Raw genomic sequence first — 24728 nt, 5'->3', positions numbered from 1 at the left:
AACATCAATATCAGCAAAAACACGCTTATTTTTAAGGTTTTTAGTAATTGATTGATAAATGAGCTAAAAATTTTTATTTAATTGTTTTCACATATTTTTCTTATTTTTTTTTAATTTTTTCCGCGACTTTATCGTGAAAAATTGCAAGAGCCATTTGCGAAGAGCGGGGTTCCAATTTACAATATGCGCCTAAAATAATCTGATGTGCGGTGTGTCGGTGGTTTGTCGCATACTCCGTCTACTTCTTAAACTAATCATTAAAGTTGAATCATGACCGAATTATCCAAATACAGAAACATTGGTATCTTCGCTCACGTTGACGCGGGTAAAACCACGACCACCGAGCGTATTCTTAAGCTAACCGGTAAAATCCATAAGTTAGGTGAAGTTCACGACGGTGAATCAACAACAGACTTCATGGTTCAGGAAGCTGAGCGCGGTATTACTATTCAATCAGCTGCTGTTAGCTGTTTCTGGAAAGATCACCGTTTCAACGTTATTGACACCCCTGGACACGTTGACTTCACAGTTGAAGTTTACCGTTCTCTGAAGGTTCTTGACGGCGGTATCGCTGTATTCTGTGGTTCAGGTGGTGTTGAGCCGCAATCAGAAACTAACTGGCGCTATGCTAACGAATCTGAAGTTGCTCGTATCATCTTCGTAAACAAGTTAGACCGTATGGGTGCTGACTTCTTACGTGTTGTTAAGCAAACTAAAGACGTTTTAGCTGCTAACCCACTTGTTATGGTTCTGCCAATCGGTATCGAAGACGAGTTCAAAGGTGTTGTTGACCTGTTAACTCGCAAAGCTTACGTGTGGGACGATTCTGGTATTCCAGAAAACTTCACTGTAACTGACGTTCCAGCAGACATGGTTGACCTAGTTGAAGAATACCGTGAAATGCTGATCGAATCTGCTGTTGAGCAAGATGACGATCTGCTGGAAGCTTACATGGAAGGCGAAGAGCCATCTATTGAAGACCTGAAGCGTTGTATCCGTAAGGGTACTCGTACTATGGCATTCTTCCCAACATTCTGTGGTTCTGCGTTCAAGAACAAAGGTATGCAACTGGTTCTAGACGCGGTTGTTGACTACCTGCCAGCTCCAGACGAAGTTGATCCACAACCTTTAACTGACGAAGAAGGTAACGAAACTGGCGAATACGCTATCGTTTCTGCTGACGAGTCATTAAAAGCATTAGCGTTCAAGATCATGGACGACCGTTTCGGCGCCCTGACTTTCGTACGTATCTATGCTGGCCGCCTGAAGAAAGGTGACACCATTCTTAACAGTGCAACTGGTAAGACTGAGCGTATCGGCCGTATGTGCGAAATGTATGCAAACGATCGTATCGAAATTGAATCAGCTGAAGCTGGTGACATTATCGCTATCGTGGGCATGAAGAACGTACAAACTGGTCACACTCTGTGTGATGTTAAGCACCCATGTACTCTGGAAGCCATGGTGTTCCCAGAGCCAGTTATCTCTATCGCAGTAGCGCCAAAAGATAAAGGCGGCAGCGAGAAGATGGCTATCGCTATCGGTAAGATGATCGCAGAAGATCCATCATTCCGCGTAGAAACTGATGAAGATTCAGGTGAAACCATCCTTAAAGGTATGGGTGAACTGCACTTAGACATTAAAGTGGACATCCTGAAGCGTACTTACGGTGTTGAGCTGATCGTGGGTGAACCACAAGTAGCATACCGTGAAACCATTACTCAAATGGTTGAAGACCAATACACCCACAAGAAACAATCTGGTGGTTCTGGTCAATTCGGTAAGATCGAATACATCATCCGCCCAGGTGAGCCAAACTCTGGCTTCGTGTTCAAGTCTTCAGTTGTTGGTGGTAACGTTCCTAAGGAATACTGGCCAGCAGTTGAGAAAGGCTTCGCGAGCATGATGAACACTGGTACTATCGCTGGCTTCCCAGTGTTAGACGTTGAGTTCGAACTGACTGACGGTGCTTACCACGCAGTTGACTCTTCAGCAATCGCGTTCGAAATCGCAGCTAAAGCGGCATTCCGTCAGTCTATTGCTAAAGCTAAACCACAACTGCTTGAGCCAATCATGAAAGTTGACGTGTTTAGCCCAGAAGACAACGTCGGTGACGTAATCGGTGACTTAAACCGTCGTCGCGGTATGATCAAAGACCAAGTTGCTGGTGTAACTGGTGTTCGCGTTAAGGCTGACGTTCCGTTATCAGAAATGTTCGGTTACATCGGTTCTCTACGTACAATGACTTCAGGTCGTGGTCAGTTCTCTATGGAGTTCTCACACTACAGCCCATGTCCAAACAGCGTTTCGGACAAAGTTGTTGAGCAAGTTAAAGAGCGTAAAGCTGCTGAAGCTAAGAAGTAATTCTTAACTTCCTCTAAATAGAAACCGCTGCTAAGCCTAGGCTAGCAGCGGTTTTTTTATGGGTGAAATTTAAGAATAAATGCAGCGTTAGTGGGACAGACTAAGACTTAACCCTAGTTCAAACTTAGGGGCAGATTTAGCGCAGTGCTTTCTGTTTACTCAATTCCAATAACGCATTGGCCGCAGGGGTTAAAGGCAGATTTTGTCGCCAGATAAGGGCTAAATCCCAGGTCATCGCCGGTTGCATGGGTCTAAACACTAACTTGCTGGTACTGAGTTTTTGGCAAATAGGTTCGGGTAAAATGGCCAGTCCCATATCGGCCTCGACCATGGCCGCGAGGAAGTCCCATTGGCCGCTTCGAAACGCGATATTGAGTTGCACTCCCGCCTTACGACTTAGGCGATTGATTAGCTTAGCCAAGGAAAAATCTTCATTGTAGAGAATAAAGGGGTAGGGCTCAAAATCCTGCCAGCTGAGGTGTGATTTAGCGGTAAGTGGATGCCCGTCGGGCAAACAAGCGAGCAGGGGATATTTGGTCAGAGGTTGGTTAACCAACTCTGTCTCATGGGTGGTTGGCAGCGCAGTAAAGGCGATGTCTAAGCTGTTATTCAGCAGCGCCTGTTCACAACCAAACCCGCCGTATTCATACATTTGTAGTTCAACGCCGGGATAGCGTTTCCGGTAACTGGTAAGCAGCCCGATAATTAAACTGCTCATCATAGGGCAGACGCCTAATCTTAATCGCCCCGTCTTTAGCCCACTTAAGTTGCTCATGTCCTCCTGCAATCTATGCCATTGCCCGAGAATTTCCCGTGCGCTGTGCTCAAACAGTTGTCCCGCTTGGGTCAGCTCGACCTTTTGATTGTTACGTATTAGCAGCGTCTCTCCTAAGCTCTCTTCGAGCCTTTGGATGATCTTGCTGAGCGTCGGCTGGGTGATAAAGCATTTTTCCGCGGCTCGAGTGAAGTTTTCCGTTTCGACGAGGATCAGAAAACATTGCAAGGTCTTGATTGGAATATTCATGCTTAAATGGAATTCATTGTATGGCGTTAATTCATTTTACTGATGATGGCCTAAGTATTACTTTGAGCTCGTTAACAGAAAAGGGGAATAACCAATGAAATCCACATCGAGTTTATGGGTAGGTGCTTTGTGGCAGGCGGCGATGCCTGAAACAAAGAATGTGCAAACAGCTAAAGCGGCGCAAACTAGATTAACGGCTCCAGCGGGTGATTTGCATAAAGCAAAACAACAAGTAAACCCAGCCTAGGCTGGGTTTTTACTTTTCAATAGTTCGCGCTCTCTTCCCACTCATTTTCTTTCCCTCATCTCCTATCTTATTGCACTGTTGTTTAGTCCTTGCATTTCACTTTCTGCGTCTAACTCTTCAGTTTTAGCTGCGCTCTTAACACAATGCTTTAAATACTTAGCGGGCAAAGCTTAGTGCTGAGATGTTATTGCTGAAAATAAGAAGCCACTGGCTTAGCAGTGGCTTTGTGGGCAGGGAAGTGCTGTTTTATTGATTTGAGAACTTGTTTTCGACTAAAGGCGCCTTGTTTTCTGCCTGTGCCACGTGGCACTGGGTGCAGAAATAGTTATGGCCATTGAGTGTGCCCTTATCGTCGATAACGTGGGATTTCGCCACTGGCGTGGCCTTCATCCGCGGGGCTTTATCCCAGCTGTGGCAGGTTAAACAGCCATTCTTATCCAGAGTGATTTTGTAATCATCCTTATGGGGAATGAGTGGTGGCTGGTCGGTAAAGCTGCGCTCTAACGCTTTGCCACGACTTGGGTAGACTGGCATGGCATCGGCGGGGCGAATATCGGTTACCGCGCTATCGCCGGCGAGGGATTTAATGTTTACGGGTGTGGCTTGCGTGTCTGCTTGTTGGCCTGAGCAGCCGCCGATGGCTAATACAATCGCAGCTAAGGTGAGTATTTTTTTCATTGGTCATTCTCCGCCTTGGGGGCAATGTGTTGACGAATTGGTGAAGTGGTTGATGGCGACTGACAATCGGTCGAATCGCCTGTACTAAGTTGAGCCTGAGTGGCCGTAAAGCGTGTTTGATAGCGAAATACGCGTTGTGCGCAGACATCGATACAGCGGCCGCATTGGGTGCAGTCTGGGCTAGTGATCACCGGAGTTTGCCCTTTTAACGCCGGCTTTAATACCTGGCGCTCTGGGCAAACGGCAAAGCAGTCCATGCAGTTATCACAGGCACTGGCTTTGCTGGCGACGATTTTGATGGGACTCCATTTGCCGATTAAGCCAAACAGGGCGCCTGTTGGACACAGGTGACCACACCAAGCGCGCTCGGCGATAAACAGATCCAGCAGAAATATCGCCGCTAAGATCCATACTCCACTGAGACTGCCAAATAACACGGCGCGATAGACTAAGGGGACTGGGTTAACCCATTCCCATATCAAGTTGCCCGTGAGCAGTGGCAATAACAGCACGAGTGCCAGCAGGTAATAACGTAAATTACTCGGCAACTCGTTGGTGCGAGGAAGGTTCAATTTACGTCTGAGCCAGCTTGCGGCATCGGTAACCAGATTGACTGGACACACCCAACTGCAAAACACCCGGCCACCGGCGAGGGCATAAAACAGTATGATCAAAACTGCGCCTATCAGTAGGCTAAGCTCGGGAATATGCCCGCTAATGAGCATTTGTAAGCTCACCAGTGGATCGGCAAAGGGAATGGTATCTAGTAGTAAACTGGCCGATAAATTTCCCTTAAATAGCCAAATTCCCAAAAGTGGCCCGAGTGCAAATAGGCCTAATAAGCCAAATTGCACTGCGCGACGTAGCAGCAAATATTTATGTGCGCCAAACCAACCGAGTTCTGCAATGGCTGCGGCATGTTCGCCTTGCATGTGAGCCTTAGCTTTTGAGTTCACCGTCTGGTTATTCATAGACTTGTTACTCATAACGTCAGCCCCTTATTCAACATCTCTAAGGTGGTTTCCTCAGTGTTGATATAAGTGTCATGCGCCGCCGCTTTACCGAGTGCCAGAGTTGTCGGTAACACCTTAATCGCGGCCGTGTCGAGCACGCAGGCATGCTCGCATTTACCGCAACCCGTGCAGGTATCGCTGTTGACTGTGGGTAAAAACATGGCGTGGTGATCGCTATGTTGATTGCGTTGGCGTTCTAAGGTGATGGCATTGTCGATTAACGGACAAACCCGATAACAGACGTCACACCGTAATCCCTTAAAGTTTAGGCAGTTTTTCTCATCTATCAGTACCGCAACCCCCATCTTAGCATCGCTAATTTGTTCAAGTTGAGGATCAAGCGCGCCCGATGGGCAGGCTTTGATGCAGGGAATGTCCTCACACATTTCGCAGGGAATGCGTCTTGCGGTAAAGAATGGCGTGCCAGTGGCGGCGCCATCAAACCAGCGTGCCAGTGATAGGGTGTCGTAGGGGCAAGCCTCGACACACAAACCGCAACGCACACAGGCGGAGAGAAAATCACTTTCTTCAAGGGCTCCCGGCGGTCTGCAAGCTTGGGGGGCGAGTTGGCCTTGGCTTTTTGCCGTGGCCGTCAAGCCTAATCCCACGAGCCCCATCACGCAGCCAGCCTTAGCCGTCGTGGCCAAAAACTGGCGACGGTTGACTTGCTTGACTGTGAATGGACTCTTCACTTGCTGACTCACCTTAGCACTCCTTAATCGCTTTCAAATACGCTTATCGCTATCAAATGAGGGCTTAGGCCTTCATCACTTTTACGGGACACTTCTTAAAGTCAGTTTCTTTTGACAGTGGATCGGTCGCATCCAGAATCAACTTGTTAACTAACTGACGCGCATCGAAGAAGGGCATAAACACCACGCCGCGTGGCGGTTTGTTACGGCCTTTGGTTTCGACACGGGTTTTGACCTCACCACGGGGAGAAGCAACTAGCACTTCATCACCACGTTGCAGACCTCGGGCCTTAGCGTCTTCAGGATGCATAAAGATTTGTGCATCGGGGTAAGCGCGGTACAGCTCAGGTACACGGGCGGTCATCGAACCTGTATGCCAGTGTTCGAGTACACGGCCGGTAGACATCCACAGATCGTATTCTTCATTTGGCTCTTCTGCCGCAGGCTCGTAGGGCAGGGCGAAAATCACCGCTTTGCCATCGGGTTTACCGTAGAACTTGTAGCCTTCACCTGCCTTCACATAAGGATCGCTACCTTCAACGAAGCGGCGCAGGGTTTCTTTACCTTCGACCACTGGCCAGCGTAGGCCGCGGGTTTCGTGATAACGGTCAAAATCGGCTAAGTCATGGCCATGGCCGCGACCGAAGGCAGCGTATTCTTCGAAAATGCCTTTTTGCAGATAGAAGCCAAAGTGCGCGCTTTCATCGTTTAAGTCGCCCTTACAATCTGTGGTTGGGAACTTGTTGATGACGCCGTTGGCAAACAGCACTTCATAAAGCGTTTTGTCAGCGTATTCAGGCTGTTTAGCGATAAGCTCAGCAGGCCATACTTCAGACACTTTAAAGCGTTTTGAGAACTCGACTAATTGCCACAGATCCGACTTAGCCCCCTCAGGCGCTTTAACCTGTTGATGCCACATATGGGTGCGGCGCTCGGCGTTACCGTAGGCACCTTCTTTCTCAACCCACATGGCCGTGGGCAGAATAAGGTCGGCAGCCATGGCGGTGACGGTTGGGTATGGATCGGATACCACGATAAAGTTTTCTGGGTTACGGAAACCGGGGTAAATTTCATCGTTGATATTCGGGCCCGCCTGCATATTGTTGGTACACATGGTCCAATAGCAGTTGAGCTTGCCGTCTTTGAGCATACGGCTTTGCAGCACGGCATGGAAGCCAGGTTTTGGCGGAATAGTGCCTTCTGGTACCTGCCACACTTTTTCTGTAATGGCGCGGTGTTTATCGTTAGCCACTTCCATATCCGCAGGTAAGCGGTGGGCGAAGGTGCCGACTTCACGGGCGGTACCACAGGCCGAAGGTTGACCCGTTAATGAGAATGGGCTGTTGCCTGGGGTGGCGATTTTACCTGTGAGTAAGTGGATGTTGTAGAGCATGTTGTTTGCCCACACGCCACGTACGTGTTGGTTGATGCCCATGGTCCACAGACTCATGACTTTGACCTTAGGATCGGCATAGGCCTTAGCTAAGGTTTCTAATTTCTCAGGCTCTACACCACTCATTTTCGCCGCATATTCCAGCGTGTAAGTGCTGACGAACTTAGCGTATTCTTCGAAGCTGATAGGGCTGGATTTACCATTACCTGGGTTTTTGGCTTTCTTCTCTAACGGATGATCTGGGCGCAGACCATAACCGATATCATCCACACCGAGGGCAAACTTAGTATGTTTAGTCACAAAGTCGGTATTCACGGCTTTGTGTTGAATGATGTAGTTAGCGATAAAGTTGAGGATCACAAGATCTGACTGTGGGCGGAACACCATGGGGTTGTCCGCTAAGTCGAAGCTGCGGTTCTCGAAGGTCGATAGCACATGTACGCGGCAGTCTTTGTGGCTTAAACGACGGTCGGATAAGCGCGCCCACAGTATCGGGTGCATCTCGGCCATGTTAGCGCCCCAGAGCACAAATTGGTCGGCGGCTTCTAAGTCATCGTAACAGCCCATCGGCTCGTCGATACCGAAGGTACGCATAAAGCCACCCACGGCCGATGCCATACAGTGGCGGGCGTTAGGGTCGATATTGTTGGTTAAGAATCCGGCCTTATGTAATTTAGAGGCGGCATAACCTTCCCAGATGGTCCATTGACCCGAGCCGAACATACCGACAGAGGTAGGGCCCTTAGTGGCGATGCTGTGTTTCCACTTAGCGGCCATAGTATCGAAGGCGACATCCCAGCTTACTGGGGTAAACTCACCTTCTTTATGGTATTTGCCGTCTTTCATCCGCAGCAGCGGCGTGGTTAATCTGTCCTTGCCGTACATGATTTTCGACAGGAAGTAACCCTTAATACAGTTCAAACCACGGTTAACAGGGCTTTCGGGATCGCCCTTAGTGGCGACGACTTTACCGGCTTTAGTTCCGACTAATACGCTACAACCCACACCGCAAAAACGGCAGGGGGCTTTATCCCACTTAATGCTATCTGACTCGGCGGCTTCGACCATTTTCACGGGAAGCGTGACGCCAACGGCCGTTGCAGCGGCAACCGCTGCGTTAGCCTTGAGAAACTCGCGGCGGCTAATGCTCATAGTGTTTCCTCACTCTCTTGTTCTAAGGGTTCTACTTGGTGGTAAATCAAACTGGCGGATAACACGCCGGACAGGGCATTGATGGCTTCAACATTGTCGAGAATGGCTTTTTGGCTATTCCCTTCGAGGGTAATAACGAACTTGCCCTCGGGTGAAATGGCGTGGATATCGCAGCCCTTTAACGCTGCAATATCGGCCTCAACCTGTTGTAAGGCATTAGGGGCGGCATGTACCACAAGGCTGGTGACATGGTATTCCTGACTCATAGCGGTACCTTTATCTTGAGATTCACTCAGTTGCTGCGATAACAATCGCTACAACTCAATGTGGATAACTGTGAGTCTAGACCTGATAAAAAATGTGGGTATACCTCACAAGAGGTATTGGCGGGGATAGTCGATCGGGATCAAAGTTTTGCGCGTGATCTAACTCTCAGTTTGAAATTTACACAATCCCTATCCCTTTGGAGAGGGAGTCTGCAAGTGAGTTAGGAGGGGGGATTAGGCCTATAAGTATTGCCATTGTTTGAGCAGAATGATCGCGGGTTTAGCATTGCCTTCGCCTAAGTCGGCAGCGCCTAAGGCATTGTCATAGTGGATTTTTCCATTGCCTGTCGCTGTGATGGATTTGCCCCTCACCGAACCGAAAATCTCAGGGCCGCCGGGGAGATTGACCTTAGATTTGGGGGCGTAGAGCGCGGCATAAATCGGCACATTACCGCTAACGGTGACATCCTTATCCGAGCCAGAAAAAATAGACAGTGGCGGCTTGTTGCTGTCGGTCAGGGTTTGTCCCTTAATGTTGTTACCGTTGTTTGTCCCCGCCGTAAAGGCGACTTCACCGCCCACAAACAGCGTAAGGCTTGAGCCCGGGGCAATATTTAGCTGATTCGAGCCACTCATTTTAAAGTCACCATTGACTATCAGGGTGACATCGCCGCCACTGATATTAAGCACCCCATCGCTGCTCATGACTAAGCTGTCGAGGTTAAATACCGGCGTGTCACTGCCGAAGATGTTCTCCGACGTGGGGGTAAGGCTGGGGAAATAATCACCTTTCCAGCCGAGTTCGGTTTTACTCGACCCTGTGGGCGTGATAGTGACATTGGCGTTGGCATCAATAGTGCGGGCGCCGTTATTGGGCATCTTAAAGCCGCCCATCACAGCGCCAATATCCAATGGGTCACAGGATTTTGCTGGCACAGGCGGTACATTGGGGCGCGCGTTGACTAAGTTGCCAATCTGGCTGTCCCGATGAAAGTTGCCGTCGCCGCCATATTGTAGTGTGCCATTCACTTGGGCCTTGGGCGCCGTGGCGGCATTGTTATTGGCTTTGACCGAACCTTCCACCGTGCCGCTATTGGCCAAGTTAAAGTTATTACCCGCCGCGACATTGCCGCTAATGGTACCTGTGCCAAGGGTGACATCATTATTAGCTTGAATGCTGCCGTGGATATCCGACGAGCCCGTGAGGGTGACGCTGCCAGTGGCGCTGACATCGCCGTAAATTGGCGCGTTGCCCGTGAGCGTAATATTGGCATTGGGCTCAATGGTGGTGACATTGCCTTTGCCATGTTGATTAAGCTCACTGCCACCTTGGCCATTACTGATGCTATCGCCATAGGCGCCTTTGCGGGAATCGTAGCCATCGATGCTACTGCTGCCGGTAAGGTTTAAGCTTTCGCAGGACACAATCGCATCATTGAAAATCGTGTTTCCGTGACTGCCCTGCAGTGTGAACTGGGCGTTGAGTTTGGCCTCGCCTTCTAAATGATTGCCACGACTGTCAAGGCTAAGATCGGCTCCGGTGATTTGACCATTTTCGAGGGCATAACTGCTGCCTTCAAGGCTGCCATCGGCTTCGGCGGGGAGTTGCTCATAAAGTGTTTGCAGACCTTGATTAGGCGCGCGCTGCAGCTGAGCCTTAAGTTGGTTGTAGCTCTCGTGCATTCCCTGTTCGGCGAGTAGCTGCGCATTGACCTGCTTTTGAAAGTTGCCACTCAGTCGCTCTTGCACGAGATTATCCCTGAGCGATGTGACCACCAGTAAACTCGCTAACAGACTGAAGACCAAGACGATAAGTAATACCGCGCCATGTTCCTTATTGCCTAGAGCAGGTCTTAGATTGTCCATTATGGCTTCCTTGCTTTATGGGTTCTGTTGGCTGTTGAGGGCTTGCCGCCATAGGGGTTTACGCAGGGCGATATCGAGCTGGATCCCTTGGCCATATTGCGCTGGGAGTTTTTCAGGCTTGAGTACTACTGTCACCAGTTCGCCATTGAGAGCAAAACTGGTCGCTTCTAACCCCGTGAGTAATACCTGAGCGCCATCGCCGTCGTCGCAGCTCAGATTGGGAGCGTCAAAACGGTAGGTTTCGTTGTAATCGCTGGTTTTGCTGGTTCCTAGGCAAGTTAAACTCGGCTGGGCTGGGGATGCTGCAACTGCGAGCACTAATTCGTTAGCGCTGAGGGATACGATACTTGATGCACGTTTGACGCTCTTGCTGAGGCTGAGGGTGGCGTACCTCAGTGCATCGGCTGCGTTTTCGAGGCGTTTGCTTTCTTCAACCGTGGCCTTGAGCGGGGCGAAAAAGTTGACCACGGCCAGCATAATAATCAGCCCAAGCACCATAGCGATCATCAGTTCTGATAAGCTAAAGCCCGCTTGCTGTTTCTTCGCGCTTAAGGACATAGCTACACCTGACATAAGTGCGGAAAGCTGGCGTTGAGGCTCACACTGTTATTGTCCTCAATGCGACCGTCTCGCCAAGTGACTGTGATGGGCATAGTGTCTTGATAAGTGTTGGGTAGCACTAAGGTGTAACCGCTGGGCATATCTTGGCTGAGGCTGGCCCTAAAATTGACATCCTCAAAGCGTGCGGGTTGGCGCTGAATATCGCAGATCCTCGGCCAGATCCTTTCAATGGCATTCTGCGCTTGAATGGTGGCGACCGTATATTGGAAGCTATTGGTCGCATGCTGCAATGAAGATAACTGCGCTTTGCCGAGCGCCAGTAGCGAAGTGACCGACACCACTAACGAAATCAGCACTTCGGTCATGGTAAAGCCTTGTTGTTTATGACTCAGTGCCACTATGCGCATGCTGCCTCCTGTAGATAACTTTGCCCGCTTGGCAAGATGCACAGATTGAGCGTTTCACCTTGGGTGTTTTCGAGGCTCATCTGGGTTTTAGTGGTGTTGCCTGTCGCATTGATATTGAGGGTGTTAAAGCCATCGATACTGACGCCGCGGTTAGATGGACTAAAGACCTTAAGTTGTTCCTGATTGCTGATGACCAGCCAGCGCCCATCTTCTGTCGCTTCCAGTGTCACCGCCTGATTGCGCTTGATGGCTTCGCCGCGGGCGAATTTATAACTGGAGAGCAATTCATTTGCCGTGCTGGTGAGGCTTTCTCTGGCAATAAGATCCCGATAGGAGGGCAGGGCGATGCTCGCCAAGATGCCGATGATGGCGATAGCGACCAACAATTCGACTAAGGTGAACCCCGCTTTAGTGCGCTTTGTCATCTTAGTGGGTCCAGCAATGGGTTGCGGGTGCACGTACGCCTTTATGGTCGAGACTTAAGGTGCCGCAGGTATCTGACTGACGGCTTGTGGGCACGGCCTTGAGGCTAAAACCTAATTTATTTATCGTGGGGGTGTAGCTGAAACTGTAATAGGCACTGTTGGTTAAACTCTGCGAAGCGGGATACAAACCGTTGCGGGAATAATGGCGCTCTAGCGCTTGGGCACTACTGACGAGATATTGCTGAGCATCGAAGCGTCGACCTTGTTTCAGGTACTCATTAAATGAAGGAATCGCAATGGCGGCAAGAATGCCAATAATGGCGACGGCGATCATCAGTTCAATCAGGGTAAACCCTTTACGTAAAGCGCTCATCCACCCCTCCCTGTGTTATTGAACTGAATAGAATCGTCCGTGATTACGATGGCTATCTTGTTGTTTTAATTATTTTGACAACGTTGTCATGTTAATTTATTGGGATTTTCATCGAAATGCAATCACTGAGTGAAAATTCAGCAGCATTTGCAATCGATAGTATGAGAACGAAGAGTATTAAGTCGCTGTAGTTGATATGGAGATCACATTTGAGCTGGAGATTAATACCCCGTCAGCTCCATATAACCTGTGCCACTATGGCTACCTTTAAGCTCAATTGGGCCTTCCCAATACTGGGTGGATAACGCCATGGCACTATTGGGATTTAAAGGGGAAATGCGGATGTCGATTTGCTCGCTTGGGATTTGCACTTGCCAGCGAATTGGGTATTTACCCGTGCTGGTGGTTTGCCACTCGAGTGGCGTCATTTTTATCCCATCTGGGGTATCGCGGGAATTGATATTGCGGCCGGTGCCATCGGCAAACATTCGTCTGGCGCTGTAAAAGGCCGATTGTGCTTTATCTGAGGATTGTTCCCTGAGCTGGAATAACATCAGCGCCGAACCATCATCTAACCTAAGGGCAAACCAATCCCAGCCCTGCTGGCTCTTGGTTAAAAACTGCGAGCTCCATTCTCTATCTAGCCAGCCTTGGCCTGTGACTTTTTCGACGCGGTTTTCCACTTGGGCATTGATCTTGATATGGCGGGTGATTACGCCGTGAATCGTGATAAAGGGTTGGCTGTAGTAGTAAGAGGCGACTTTGCCGTCGCGACTCTTAATGCTGTAACCCTTATCCCCTTGATATTGCAGTGGCGCTTGGCTGCTAAGCTCGAGTTGATAACTAAAGTCGTCGGTTGCAACGCTTAAGGTTGCTGGGAATAAGTCCTTTGACTGACTACGCCATTGCCAATTATCGAGGTGAATTTGGTAGGGATCTGCGCTTACCCCTGCCAGTGATGGATGCGTCCGCGACCATTTCTCATGGGCGAGGTGAGAAGTGCTTGAGGTGAGTGCGCTATGGGCAAAATAAAGCTGTTCAGTCGCCCAAGTGGACTTAGGATTAAGTTCCACGTTTTGCGGTTCAGAGTGCTTAGGTTTTAGCGCCACCCTAAATTGCGTCCATTGGGCACCAAGTTGTTCACCATTCTCAGTGGTCAAATTGGCGGTGAGATACCACCATTCCTGACGAAAATCCTGATGGGCGAGGTGATCTTGAGGAAATTGAAAGCGGTTTCCCGGCGTTACCTTAGCAAAGCTTTGGCTATCTGCGCTTGCTTGCCCCAGTAAAGCCCCCATGGATTGAGGCTCGGTCGTTGAAGGCGCATTATCGCAGCCGCTTATTGTCGCAAGCAGTAAGCCACCTATGGCACTCTTCAAGATAAAGCCTGCGCTTGTGCTGATCTTAGATCGCGTTGCAGACGCTGATTGATTAACGTGCCAAGCCTTGGTTTGAGGTACGCGTGCGCTCATAGGGTTTCCTGCTGCAAACTGGCGATTAAGGGCCTGCGGGTTTGCCAGTAAAGCGGTAAGAGTACGGCTAAGGTGCAGGTCACTAAGGCAATGAGGATGGCTTTTCCATAGGCAAACCAATCCCAGATCATCTTGATTGTCCAGCCGAAGGCCTGCAGGGTGATTTTATCAATCAATAAATATCCGAGCAGTGCGCCCGTGGGCATGGCCATCAGGCAAGTGATGACCACGACCAGCAGCATTTGGCTGAACACCATAGTCCGCAGCTTACTGCGACTCACCCCGAGGGAATACAGCCTCGCCAATGGCGCTTGCCGGGATTGAGTTAACATCAAGCAGGCGCTAAATAGCCCTATGGCCGCCACCAGCAAAGTTAAGCTATTGAGCACTAAGGTGATTGAGAAGGTGCGTTTAAACATGGCAATGGCCTGAGCCTTGATCTTGGCTTGGCTGTAAATTTGCGCCTGTGCTAAGCCCAATGTAACGGCCAATTGCCCTTGCAGCTCATCTAGCTCTGCCTCGCTGAGTTTGCGCTGAGTCGCTGTGGTTTGAACTCCCGGCTCGACAGAGTGGAAACTGGCCGCAAGGCTAATGGGTAACACGGGTAGCTGCGCCTGTCGCCACAGCTTATGGCTGATGATGAGCTCATTGCGGGTATTGCCGTGGTCGTAATAAATCCCCGCAATTACCACGGGATTGTTGGCGGTTTTGTCCAGCACGTTTAACGCCACAGTATCCCCGAGTTGCAGCTGATACTTAATGGCCATGGGTTCGCTGACTAACACGTAATGTCCGTCAAAGTAGGTTTGCCAGAGATCCGGCAAGCTTTCTTTGATCGTGCTGGTGTGTTGAATCGATGCATCATCGCGGCTAATCAGGTTGACGGGTATGGTTTGCGCCGCCCCTTGGTTAGAGACTTCCGCCTCCACTTGCCATTGCTGATACAGGCCACTCAGGCGAGGATCTTGGCGCAACTTATCACGCACTTCGGCCATATGGTTAGCGCTGGGGCGCAGGTATAAATCGGCATGCAGGCGGGTTTCTAACCAGCTTCTTAAGGTTTGCTCGAAGCTGCCTACCAAGGTGTTCATCGACACATTGGCACTCAGTGCCAGCAGTATCGCCATCATAGCAAGGGACAATGGCGCGATAAGTTCGCGGGTTTCGGCGAGGAGATAGTGCTTAAGTCCGGGGCGAGTCAATGGCAAAAGTAAGCTAACGCCCCAATGCAATACTTGTGGTAATAACAATGGAATCGCGACGGCGACCATGCCCAACAATACCAAACTGGTGTTATAGCTTTGGCTGAAGGGCATGAGTATTGTGGCGAGCGTGAGCAGGCCGCAGGCTAAGATAAATTGCCTGCCATGGGTTTTGTTGTGGGCCTGCGTTTGTTGATAACGATTAGCACCTTGGGCGAGGGATTGGCGGGTTAAGTCAAAATACAAGGGTAAACAGGCGGCTAAGGCGGCAACTAAGGTGAGGGCTATCGCCTCGGCCAACCAACGCCATTGCCAAATTCCCGGCAATAAGTGGGCACCGTAGAGCTGCTCTAAGGTCATAGCGACCATAGGTTGCAACCAGTGACTGAGCTGTAATCCTAAGATAAATCCCATTAGCGAGCCTAACACTACCAACAGCAGCAACTCGCCAAGTAGGGCCAGCATGACTTCGCGCCGTGCTAGGCCCTGTTGCAGCAATTGGATTAATAGACGTTGGCGTTTCATCAGGCTGTAACGCACGCCGTTATAGGCAATAAACAGCCCGACCACAAAGGCTAACATGCTCATCGCATTGAGGTTTAAATGAAAACTGCGGGTAAGCGCCATCAAGGCTTGGCCTTGATCCTGTTGACTGTAACTGGCGCGAAGCGGCGTAATCCCTTGGGTATCGAGCTGCTGCTTTAAGGCAGGGAGCTTATCCCTGTCACTGAATAGGGCTATATAGCTGAGTTTGCCTTGCATTCCGAGTAAGCTTTGGGCGAGGGAAATATCGGTCAGAATTGCACTGCCCAGTCCCCAGCTATCGTCGATACTAATGACCTTAAGCTTGTCGGGCGCAAAAGAAGCGGGCGCGAGGGCGAGTTGGCCATTGGGTGCGATTTTATTGGCAAGGCTCTGGCTCATGACCACTATCGGCTCGCCGCTCATTAAATCGGCGAGCGGTAGCGCTCCCATCGACATCCTTGGATTGGCTTCTTGCTTTGTGCTTGTGTCGTGTTTTTGCCCCTCTTTTGTGCTTAGGCTCGCCGTCAACGCGGCGACGATATCGCTGCCTTCAATTTGCCAAAACTGACCGTTCAGGCCCGCCACTCTGCCACTGACAACCGCAAGGCTTTGGCTTATGCCCGCTTGGCGTAGGCTGAAATACACGGATTCGTCGAGGGTTTCTTGGCCAATGGGCGCGCTGAGGAGCACATCGGCCCGCTGGCTCAAGAGCTCAGTGGCCTCACTGTAGCTACGAATTGCATTATCATTGGTGGCTTTAACCCCGATAAGTAAAGTCACGGCGAGGGCAAGCCCAAGCAAAATGGCGCCCGCTTGCAGCGGCGCGTGGCGATAGTGGGCGAGAAAGACCCTTAATACCCAATAGATCCGCAGCCATGGGCGATTTCTGCTTGGGGTTTGGCTGTGATTGGCTTTAGGGGTTAATGCTGGACTCATCATCGAGTTAACCGGAGATAGACACAGCGGCGTGGGAAAGATGCCAGCGTTTGTGCATAAAGGCGGCGCATTCTTCACTGTGGGTGACCATGAGTATGCTGGTTTGGCTTTCTTTGGCCAGTTCGCACAGCAGTGACATCACCTGTTTACCCGATTCATCATCGAGATTGCCTGTGGGTTCGTCGGCCAGCAGTAAACTCGGATTGTGGGCTAAGGCTCTGGCGATAGCGACCCTTTGCTGTTGCCCGCCTGAAAGTGCCTCGACCTGCCGATTGAGTAGCGAAGCCAGCCCCAATTTGTCGACGAGATAATCGCACCAAGGATTCCAACTGGCGCCATTGAGATTGAGTGAAAAACCTATGTTGTTTCTTACATTGAGTGGCGTCAGTAGATTAAATTGTTGAAACACGACGCCTAAGTGGCTGCGTCGGAACTCGCTCCAGTGTTTGTCTTGCCATTCTTGGGTGGGTTGATGATTCAGCACTATCTGGCCGCTGTCTGGTGTTTCAAAGCCTGCGATCAAATTTAACAGTGTGCTTTTGCCGCTGCCGCTGGGGCCCGTGAGTGCGATGGTCTCGCCGCGATGTAAGGTTAAATCGACGGCTTGCAGTACGGTATGGCGCTGCTCGCCATCGCGAAAACTTTTACTCACTTGGATAAGTTTGGCTACTTCTGACATTTATCCTTCCACTCTGGCAACATTTAGCCCGACTAAAGATAAAACATTTTATCTTCTGATAGATACTGCTATTTGGTCCTTAAGGTTCACTTTGCATGGATTCAGACTTAGGTTTTATGCTGTTTAAATTTTCTGCAATTGTGGTTTTAGAACCCAATTCTGTGAGCGAATGGGCTTGAGCTATTTTTGTGTTTGTTGCATGCTGTGCGCCCTGTTAAATCGATAGCGGACTATCGATTTAACAATCCGTTCGGATGAAGGTAGCAGGAGAGTGGGGAATTAACCCCACACCGACGAGGCAACTTTGTTTTGGGATGTGTCCCGAACCAAAGCACTCTTTCAGGTGCCGCAAGGCATGGACTGTTACTGGACGAGCCTCTGGAGAGACTACCGATTGCGTTAAGTCGCGATAATAGGTGGCGCCGAAGGCGAAAGTAGGTGCGTCGATGGGTGCATTCTGCGAAACGCTCAGGCAAAAGGACAGAGGAGAGGATGACTGCACGGTCCCTGTCGTTTGTCTTTTGGACGCTTTCCCTGCCTTTATTGGCTGGGTGATAGTCTTTCTTTAGGCTGGCAGCGGTGTGTCACAGCCATTTCTTTTCCTCCTCCTTTATTAATTTAGTTGTTTAATAATTGAGGAATATCATGAGTTTTCAAGCTTTACTCAGCAGCCTGAACGGTATCGTTTGGGGACCCGTTACCCTGTGTTTACTCGTGGGGACGGGCATCTATCTCACCTTACGTTTGCGGCTTATCCAAGTGTTTCGTTTGCCAATGGCCCTCGGCTTATTATTTAAACCCGCCAAAGGACATGGGGATCTCTCTTCCTTCGCCGCCTTGTGTACGGCGCTGTCGGCCACCATAGGGACAGGCAATATTGTTGGGGTGGCAACCGCGATTAAGATGGGCGGCCCTGGAGCATTATTTTGGATGTGGCTGGCGGCCTTCTTCGGCATGGCGACCAAGTATGCCGAATGTATGTTGGCGGTAAAATATCGCACCACCGATGCGCGCGGGCAAATTGCAGGCGGCCCCATGTACTACATCGAGCGGGGGCTGGGCCTACATTGGATGGCGAAGTTGTTTGCCCTGTTTGGCGTGGGGGTGGCGTTCTTTGGGATTGGTACTTTTGCCCAAGTGAATGCAATTAGCGATGCCCTGACCATTGCCTTTGAGGTACCCACTTGGGCGACGGCACTGGTGCTCACCCTGTTAGTTGCGGCGGTGACCTTAGGTGGGGTGAAGCGTATTTCCAACGTGGCGCAAAAGTTAGTGCCAGCGATGTCGATTGGGTATGTGCTGGCTTGTGTGTGGATTCTAGTGAGTTTTGCCGAATCGATTTTACCCGCCTTGCAGTTAGTGGTGGAGTCGGCCTTTACGCCTGTTTCGGCGGCGGGCGGCTTCTTAGGGGCAACTGTGGCGCAGGCGATTCAAATGGGGATTGCCCGCGGGGTGTTTTCGAACGAGTCTGGCCTCGGTAGCGCGCCAATTGCCGCCGCGGCGGCGAAAACCAATGAGCCAGTCGAGCAGGGTTTAGTCAGCATGACGGGCACATTTTTCGATACCATCATCATCTGCACTATGACGGGACTGGTATTGATTATCACCGGAGTCTGGAGCGGTGATACCGCCGGCGCAGCCATGACCAGCGCGGCCTTCAGCCTAGGCGGCTCGGCGGCTATAGGTCAGTATTTAGTGACTATCGCCTTAGTCTGCTTTGCATTCACCACCATTTTAGGCTGGCACTACTATGGCGAACGCTGCTGGTACTATTTAGTCGGCGAACGTGGACTGCGTGCCTATCAAATGCTGTTTTTAGGTCTGATTGCGGTCGGCGCCTTTATCAAGCTGGATGTGATCTGGCTATTGGCCGATACGGTAAACGGTTTAATGGCGATACCGAACCTGATTGCGATTATTGGATTAAGGCACGTCATTATTGCCGAAACCCAAAGCTATTTTGTTCGGACACTCTCAAACCGTACATTAGACCCAATTTATTAATGTTGTGAAAACAATATATTAGTTCACATTATTTTAACTTTAAGATTGTCGCCACAAGGTTCTTCGTTTACTTTATAAGGGCTACCCAAAAATGGGTGGATTAGAAACGGGGGCTTTGAGGCGACGCCATGGATAAAAGTAAACTTCGTACCTTCCGCAGCAAAATTCTATCCCATATTGCGCTGCCTTTAATTCTTATCATGACGGCCGTTTACGGCATTAATGCTTGGTTTAATTATCTTTCTGCCGAGCGAAAGCTATACGATTCCTTAGCCCAGGAGTCGAATCATTCCGCCTATCGCCTACAGTTGCTACTCGAACATGCACAGGCGAATACGCAAGGTGTTGCCGATTTTATTGGGTTTATCTCCAATAAGGAGGGCATTAATGATAGTGAGAAAATCAAACGGGTACTCACTAATCGCATCGAACGCAATCCCGATTTTTATGGCTCAGCCGTTGCGTTTAAACCTTATACCTTCCCCGATAAAAAACTCTTTTTCCCCTATGTTTACCGCGATGGCAACAACTTCCATTATCTAGATATTGGCGCCGAGGGTTATGACTATACCGATGGCTCTTGGGATTGGTGGTCAAAGGCCATTAATCAACCCGGAGGCTATTGGTCTAAGGCTTATTTTGATGAGGGCGCAGGAAACACTTTGATGGTGACTTATTCGGTGCCTTTTGGCCCTGAAAATGATTACTTTGGGGTGGCGACCGTCGATTTGGCGCTCGATAAATTGCCTGAACAACTGGGTGTGCAGCCAAGCCAATTAGTGGTACTCGATGATCAAGGGCGGCTGATCTTCCACAGCGATAAAGAGAAAGTGCTCGCCGTGACCTCCGCCGAATGGCTCGATAGAAATACCCGTCGAAACAGTGACTTTTGGGCATTATTGGATAAGGGGCTAAATGGACAAGCGCGCTTTATCGATGATAAGAGCACTGTGTATCTCGCCAGTGTTGCTTCGGTCGCTAAGCTCAAATGGCGCGTCATTGTCATGGTGCCCGAACATCAGCTGTTTGCAACGCTGCTGGATGATGTGGCATCCGTGGTGCTCAACCTCAGTTTATTAACCCTATTGTTATTACTCACTTGCTACATCGCCGCTAAACGTTTGACTCGGCCGCTTGAGGCGCTGGAGTCGGGCATTTTGGCTTTCGGTCAGGGTAAAGCCCAGCAATTGGCGATCCCCAAAGGCGCGGTGAGTGAGATAGTTACCTTAAGCAGCACCTTTAACCAGATGGCGGAACTCCTCGCCGAGCGTGAGCAGGCGATTTTAGACTCCCGCGGTAACCGTTTCGCGCGGCTGATCGATGGCATGAGTGATAAGTCCTTCTATTGTTCGCTCGACCCTTCAGGCCAGTTGGCGCAGGTGAGTGAGGGCGTCACTAAGGTCTTGGGCATGTCACCTGAGCTACTCAAGCGTAAGTATCAAAGACTGTTTACTGCCAATCCGTTAAATGAAAAAAATTGGGAATACACGGATTTAGCCCTGAAGGGGGAGAACGTTCCTTCCCATCAGGTCGAGCTGCTCGATGCGAGTGGCCACCCACGTATGCTCGACCTCTTTATGCAGCCTTTGGTTTCGGATACGGGCGAGCTGATGTCGGTGGAGATGTTATTCACCGATGTGACCGAACAGTTCTCAGCTGCTACTTGGTCTAATGCCGTACTCGAAGCGGCGCCAGAGGCGATGCTGATCGTCGATCAGATGGGCTCAATTGTATTTACTAATACCCGCTGCCAAATTCTCTTTGGTTACGATGCCAACAGCATGTTGGGGCTACAGGTGGAGTCACTCTTGCCTGAAGCCATGCGTAGCAACCATGCCCGCGACCGCCTGCAATTTTTGCGTGAAGGCCGCGATCGCCCCATGGCCAATGCACGCCATGTGCGGGCGCTTAAAGCCGATGGTGGGGAGTTTGTCGCCGAAATCGCCTTGAGTATTTTACCTGCCGATCATGAAGGTCGCAGACAAGTGGCGGCATCGATTCGGGATATGACCCAGAAGTTAGCCGTAGAGCAAAAAATCCGTGACAGTGAACTAAGGTTCCGTGGCCTTGTGACCAATATTCCTGGCGCCGTCTATCGTACGCGCATCGGCGATGTCTGGGTGATGGAATATGTCAGCGACAACATTGCCGATATTACGGGTTTTGCGGCGAGCCAGTTTATTGAAAACCGCCAACGCACCTTTGCCTCGCTGATCGTGGAAGAAGATCGTGAGCTATGCCATCAACATATCGATAGGGCGCTGGCGCAGCAGGAAACCTTTGAGGTGGAATACCGCATCCGACATCGTGACGGCAGCATTCGCTGGGTGCATGAAAAGGGCAAGGCGAGTTATACCGAAGAAGGATTCCCACTGTGGTTTGACGGCAGTATTGACGATATCACCGAGAGCAAACTGGCCATGGTTGAGCTTGAGGCGTCGCGCTTGCAACTCACCAATATTACCGAATCTATCCCTTGTACCGTGTATCAGTTGCGCTGGGTTTCTCCTGCGGATCGCACCTTTACTTTCCTCTCCGGCGCGGCATTTCATATGCTGGGCTTACACCGCGAAGATTTACTGAAAGACTTTAATATCATTGCCGAGCGGATATTTGATGAGGAACGCCCCGAGGTTGTGCGTGCCTTAGCGGGTAAGAGTGAGGACAAGTTGCAATGGGTGCGTGAGTTCCGTTATCGCCATCCTAACGGCAGTATTCGTTGGATGGAGGCGGGAGCGAGCGGTCACTACAACGACGATGGCGCCATTATTTGGAATGGCTACGTGATGGATATTACCGAGCGTAAAGCCATTGAAGAAGAGTTGGCGGTCAGCGAGGCGCACTTTAAGGCGCTATTTGATGGCTCGACCATTGGCATTGTGAACGTCGATGCCAAAGGCGTGATCCTCGACTGTAACGACCAATATTGCGAAGACATGGGCCAGACCCGAGAGTCACTCTGCGGTGTGCCTATTTTCGATGTCTTAAGCCTGCAGGATAAAGAAACCGCTAAGGCTCAGTTTAGAGAATTGGCCGAAGGTAAAGTCGACCACTATCGCGGTGAACGTAGCTTTATTCGCCCCAATGGTGAGCCACTGTGGATGACGGTCAATGTGTCGGCACTGTTCGATAGCCAGAAGCAGTTCGAATCGGCCGTGGTCAGTATGGTAGATATGACAGAGCTGAAACTGCTATCTGACGAACTGTTAGTGGCAAAAGAAGAGGCGGATGCGGCGAGTAAGGCTAAGGGCGATTTCCTCGCGAATATGTCCCATGAAATCCGCACGCCGATGAATGCCATTATCGGTATGTCGCAACTTTGTTTGCAGACGGCGCTGGATAAGAAGCAGAAGAACTATGTGGAGAAAATTGAGCGCGCCTCAAAATCCTTACTCTCCATCATTAATGACATCCTCGACTTCTCTAAAATTGAAGCCGGCAAGTTAGACATCGAATCTGTGCCCTTCCAGCTCGATACTATGCTGGAAGATCTCAGCGATATGTTCTCCGAGAAGGCGGCCCATAAACAACTTGAACTGCTGTTTGCGGTGGCGCCCAATGTGCCTAGGCACTTGTTCGGTGATTCGCTGCGCCTAGGGCAAGTGCTGATCAACTTGATGAACAACGCGATTAAGTTTACCGAGCGTGGTGAAGTCTTGTTATCGCTCAACTTAGTTGAGCAGCAAAATGACGATGTGGTGCTGCGCTTTAGTGTGCGCGACAGCGGTATTGGTTTAACCGCAGATCAGCAGGCCAAACTGTTTAAATCCTTCAGTCAGGCCGACACCTCTACAACACGCAAGTACGGCGGTACGGGCTTAGGGCTGGCGATTTGTAAACAGCTCGTCGAACTGATGGGCGGCACCATAGGGGTTGAAAGTCAGTTCGGCCACGGCAGTACCTTCTATTTTACTGTTAAGTTGCAGATTTCCAGTGGTCAAAAGCTAACGGTTGCCCAAGAGCTCGAAGGCATGCCGATTCTGGTTGCCGATGACAATGCCACCGCCCGCGACATTATGCGCACCACCTTAGAAAGCATGGGCTTTAGGGGGGATACGGTGCGCTCCGGCGAAGAGGCTGTGACCCGTTGTATCCAGCAGGAATATGCCGTTGCCCTGATCGACTGGAAGATGCCAAACCTCGATGGCATTGAAACGGCTAAACAAATCAAGCAGCAGGCGAAGAAAGCGCCGCGGATCTTGATGGTGTCGGCCCACGCCAACCAAGACTTCTTAAGCCAAATTGAAGAACTTGGCTTGGCCGGATATATCAGTAAACCCATTAGTGCATCTAGGTTGCTCGACGGCATTATGAATTCCCTCGGCCGGGCGGGGGTTCTCCCCGTGAGACGCCAGAGCGAGAGCATCGATCCTAAACTGTTATTGCCGCTTAAGGGTAAGCGTATTCTCTTGGTGGAAGACAATGAGATGAACCTTGAGGTGGCCACCGAGTTTTTAGAGCAAGTGGGGATTATCTTATCCATCGCCACTAACGGCCAGATTGCGCTCGATAAGCTGGAGCAGCAGAGCTTCGATCTGGTGTTGATGGACTGCCAAATGCCGGTGATGGACGGTTATCAGGCCACGCAGGCACTCAGAAAGCGGCCCGAACTCACCGAGCTGCCCGTGGTCGCGATGACAGCAAATGCGATGGCTGGTGATAAGGAAATGTGTTTAAGAGCGGGAATGAACGACCATATCGCTAAGCCGATTGAGGTCAATCTACTGTATCAAACCCTGTTGAAATATTTAGGTGGCAGCGCGTCGCTGGTCGATAACACAGAGCCGAGTCAACTGGTTGATATTCCGGTTAAACCTATCAACTTAGATTCTGGATCTGTGGTGAAATGGCCCGAGCATCCTGAGTTGGATATCGATAGGGGCTTACAATTAGTTCAAAACTCTACTCGTTTGTATCAAAGGATCTTCGATCGTTTCGTTACCAGTCAGCGTAATGTGGTGGATCTCATCAATAAAGCGCTCGCCAATGACAAACGTGACGATGCTGTGCGCATGGCGCATACCTTGAAGGGGCTCGCGGGCAACTTAAGCTCTAGCAAGCTGGTGGAATTAGCCCGCCAACTAGAGTTGCACTTAAGTGAGAAGAGCGAATACCAAACTGAGTTAGACCAAATCCAAGCGCTAGTGGCGTCGATTTGTGATGCCATTGAGCGGGTCAAGCCGCAGTTTGAGGAGTCGACCACATCGACGAGCGAACAACTCTCGCCAGAGGCGCTAGTCACCGCCTTAAAACAGCTGCGACAAAGCCTAGAGGATGCTGACTCAGATGCGGTGGCGCAAATCGATGCGTTAAAACCTCAGGTGAGTAGCAAGTTATGGCTGCAGCTCAGCCCAGCCCTGACTATGATTAATCAGTATCAGTTTGATGAAGCAGTGGATTTGATTGATGAAGTGCTTGCGGAATTAACCTAAAAACCGGTCAAGAGAGT

17 protein-coding genes, 1 pseudogene and 1 riboswitch are annotated in these 24728 nt (G+C 50.3%); of the genes and pseudogenes, 4 read left to right on the top strand and 14 right to left on the bottom strand.

Annotated features, from left to right (window positions below; genetic code table 11):
• The first annotated feature begins 270 nt into the window (after positions 1 to 270).
• Positions 271 to 2364 carry an elongation factor G gene (gene fusA, locus K0H60_RS17200; RefSeq protein ID WP_088210209.1) on the top strand — a complete coding sequence of 698 codons (2094 nt, stop codon included), beginning with the start codon at positions 271 to 273 and terminating at the stop codon, positions 2362 to 2364.
• Between the two features lie 136 nt (positions 2365 to 2500).
• Here the strand turns inward: fusA and K0H60_RS17195 are convergent, their stop codons facing one another.
• Positions 2501 to 3388 carry a LysR family transcriptional regulator gene (locus tag K0H60_RS17195; protein ID WP_088210210.1) on the bottom strand — a complete coding sequence of 296 codons (888 nt, stop codon included), beginning with the start codon at positions 3386 to 3388 and terminating at the stop codon, positions 2501 to 2503.
• A gap of 94 nt (positions 3389 to 3482) precedes the next feature.
• Here K0H60_RS17195 and K0H60_RS17190 point away from each other — a divergent pair, with 94 nt between their 5' ends.
• On the top strand, positions 3483 to 3635 hold the full coding sequence (locus K0H60_RS17190; RefSeq protein WP_086902826.1) for a hypothetical protein: 153 nt from the start codon (positions 3483 to 3485) through the stop codon (positions 3633 to 3635).
• Positions 3636 to 3881: 246 nt separating this feature from the next.
• Here the strand turns inward: K0H60_RS17190 and napB are convergent, their stop codons facing one another.
• The 13 genes and pseudogenes from napB to K0H60_RS17125 all read right to left on the bottom strand — a co-directional run.
• Positions 3882 to 4313, bottom strand: coding sequence for a nitrate reductase cytochrome c-type subunit NapB (napB, locus tag K0H60_RS17185; protein ID WP_011627177.1), 432 nt, complete (start codon positions 4311 to 4313; stop codon positions 3882 to 3884).
• The gene (gene napH / locus K0H60_RS17180; RefSeq protein WP_220056484.1) at positions 4310 to 5299 is read right to left on the bottom strand and encodes a quinol dehydrogenase ferredoxin subunit NapH; all 990 of its coding nucleotides are present in this window, start codon (positions 5297 to 5299) and stop codon (positions 4310 to 4312) included. Before napH ends, napB begins: the two co-directional genes overlap by 4 nt.
• Positions 5296 to 6030, bottom strand: coding sequence for a ferredoxin-type protein NapG (napG, locus tag K0H60_RS17175; RefSeq protein WP_011718225.1), 735 nt, complete (start codon positions 6028 to 6030; stop codon positions 5296 to 5298). The genes napH and napG overlap by 4 nt, the downstream gene beginning before the upstream one ends.
• Positions 6031 to 6082: 52 nt before the next feature.
• Entirely contained in the window at positions 6083 to 8563 is a 2481-nt protein-coding gene (gene napA, locus K0H60_RS17170) for a nitrate reductase catalytic subunit NapA (protein ID WP_220056483.1), read from the bottom strand.
• Positions 8560 to 8829 (bottom strand): chaperone NapD, encoded by a 270-nt coding sequence (locus tag K0H60_RS17165; RefSeq protein ID WP_086902831.1) that lies wholly within the window; start codon positions 8827 to 8829, stop codon positions 8560 to 8562. Before K0H60_RS17165 ends, napA begins: the two co-directional genes overlap by 4 nt.
• Before the next feature lie 240 nt (positions 8830 to 9069).
• The gene (locus K0H60_RS17160; RefSeq protein WP_220056482.1) at positions 9070 to 10695 is read right to left on the bottom strand and encodes a DUF7305 domain-containing protein; all 1626 of its coding nucleotides are present in this window, start codon (positions 10693 to 10695) and stop codon (positions 9070 to 9072) included.
• Positions 10696 to 10710: 15 nt separating this feature from the next.
• The gene (locus K0H60_RS17155) at positions 10711 to 11253 is read right to left on the bottom strand and encodes a PilW family protein (RefSeq protein WP_220056481.1); all 543 of its coding nucleotides are present in this window, start codon (positions 11251 to 11253) and stop codon (positions 10711 to 10713) included.
• Positions 11254 to 11255: 2 nt separating this feature from the next.
• A complete protein-coding gene (locus K0H60_RS17150; RefSeq protein ID WP_220056480.1) occupies positions 11256 to 11663 on the bottom strand; it encodes a type IV pilus modification PilV family protein in 408 nt (135 codons plus the stop codon).
• A complete protein-coding gene (locus tag K0H60_RS17145) occupies positions 11654 to 12088 on the bottom strand; it encodes a GspH/FimT family pseudopilin (protein WP_220056479.1) in 435 nt (144 codons plus the stop codon). Before K0H60_RS17145 ends, K0H60_RS17150 begins: the two co-directional genes overlap by 10 nt.
• 1 nt (position 12089) lies before the next feature.
• Positions 12090 to 12461, bottom strand: a complete 372-nt coding sequence (locus tag K0H60_RS17140) for a type IV pilin protein (RefSeq protein ID WP_220056478.1) — start codon at positions 12459 to 12461, stop codon at positions 12090 to 12092.
• Positions 12462 to 12682: 221 nt separating this feature from the next.
• A complete protein-coding gene (locus K0H60_RS17135) occupies positions 12683 to 13933 on the bottom strand; it encodes a lipocalin-like domain-containing protein (RefSeq protein ID WP_220056477.1) in 1251 nt (416 codons plus the stop codon).
• The gene (locus K0H60_RS17130) at positions 13930 to 16599 is read right to left on the bottom strand and encodes an ABC transporter permease (RefSeq protein WP_220056476.1); all 2670 of its coding nucleotides are present in this window, start codon (positions 16597 to 16599) and stop codon (positions 13930 to 13932) included. The genes K0H60_RS17135 and K0H60_RS17130 overlap by 4 nt, the downstream gene beginning before the upstream one ends.
• A 154-nt stretch (positions 16600 to 16753) precedes the next feature.
• Positions 16754 to 17275 (bottom strand): annotated as a pseudogene (locus tag K0H60_RS17125) (ABC transporter ATP-binding protein); the annotation flags it as partial.
• 368 nt (positions 17276 to 17643) lie between these two features.
• A riboswitch (glycine riboswitch) is annotated at positions 17644 to 17769 on the top strand.
• A 151-nt stretch (positions 17770 to 17920) separates the two neighbouring features.
• Between K0H60_RS17125 and K0H60_RS17120 the strand changes: the two are divergent.
• Positions 17921 to 19279 carry an alanine/glycine:cation symporter family protein gene (locus tag K0H60_RS17120; RefSeq protein ID WP_220056474.1) on the top strand — a complete coding sequence of 453 codons (1359 nt, stop codon included), beginning with the start codon at positions 17921 to 17923 and terminating at the stop codon, positions 19277 to 19279.
• Between the two features lie 128 nt (positions 19280 to 19407).
• A complete protein-coding gene (locus K0H60_RS17115) occupies positions 19408 to 24711 on the top strand; it encodes a PAS domain S-box protein (RefSeq protein WP_220056473.1) in 5304 nt (1767 codons plus the stop codon).
• Positions 24712 to 24728: the final 17 nt, after the last annotated feature.

This window comes from Shewanella mangrovisoli, from assembly GCF_019457635.1.
Taxonomy (GTDB): domain Bacteria; phylum Pseudomonadota; class Gammaproteobacteria; order Enterobacterales; family Shewanellaceae; genus Shewanella; species Shewanella mangrovisoli.
This window is presented reverse-complemented; position numbering and strand designations above follow the sequence as displayed.

Excerpts from the sequence above, each read along its gene's own strand:
- fusA (WP_088210209.1), top strand. The coding sequence starts at position 271 with ATGACCGAATTATCCAAATACAGAAACATTGGTATCTTCGCTCACGTT.
- K0H60_RS17195 (WP_088210210.1), bottom strand. The coding sequence starts at position 3,388 with ATGAATATTCCAATCAAGACCTTGCAATGTTTTCTGATCCTCGTCGAA.
- K0H60_RS17190 (WP_086902826.1), top strand. The coding sequence starts at position 3,483 with ATGAAATCCACATCGAGTTTATGGGTAGGTGCTTTGTGGCAGGCGGCG.
- napB (WP_011627177.1), bottom strand. The coding sequence starts at position 4,313 with ATGAAAAAAATACTCACCTTAGCTGCGATTGTATTAGCCATCGGCGGC.
- napH (WP_220056484.1), bottom strand. The coding sequence starts at position 5,299 with ATGAGTAACAAGTCTATGAATAACCAGACGGTGAACTCAAAAGCTAAG.
- napA (WP_220056483.1), bottom strand. The coding sequence starts at position 8,563 with ATGAGCATTAGCCGCCGCGAGTTTCTCAAGGCTAACGCAGCGGTTGCC.
- K0H60_RS17165 (WP_086902831.1), bottom strand. The coding sequence starts at position 8,829 with ATGAGTCAGGAATACCATGTCACCAGCCTTGTGGTACATGCCGCCCCT.
- K0H60_RS17160 (WP_220056482.1), bottom strand. The coding sequence starts at position 10,695 with ATGGACAATCTAAGACCTGCTCTAGGCAATAAGGAACATGGCGCGGTA.
- K0H60_RS17155 (WP_220056481.1), bottom strand. The coding sequence starts at position 11,253 with ATGTCCTTAAGCGCGAAGAAACAGCAAGCGGGCTTTAGCTTATCAGAA.
- K0H60_RS17150 (WP_220056480.1), bottom strand. The coding sequence starts at position 11,663 with ATGCGCATAGTGGCACTGAGTCATAAACAACAAGGCTTTACCATGACC.
- K0H60_RS17145 (WP_220056479.1), bottom strand. The coding sequence starts at position 12,088 with ATGACAAAGCGCACTAAAGCGGGGTTCACCTTAGTCGAATTGTTGGTC.
- K0H60_RS17140 (WP_220056478.1), bottom strand. The coding sequence starts at position 12,461 with ATGAGCGCTTTACGTAAAGGGTTTACCCTGATTGAACTGATGATCGCC.
- K0H60_RS17135 (WP_220056477.1), bottom strand. The coding sequence starts at position 13,933 with ATGAGCGCACGCGTACCTCAAACCAAGGCTTGGCACGTTAATCAATCA.
- K0H60_RS17130 (WP_220056476.1), bottom strand. The coding sequence starts at position 16,599 with ATGATGAGTCCAGCATTAACCCCTAAAGCCAATCACAGCCAAACCCCA.
- K0H60_RS17120 (WP_220056474.1), top strand. The coding sequence starts at position 17,921 with ATGAGTTTTCAAGCTTTACTCAGCAGCCTGAACGGTATCGTTTGGGGA.
- K0H60_RS17115 (WP_220056473.1), top strand. The coding sequence starts at position 19,408 with ATGGATAAAAGTAAACTTCGTACCTTCCGCAGCAAAATTCTATCCCAT.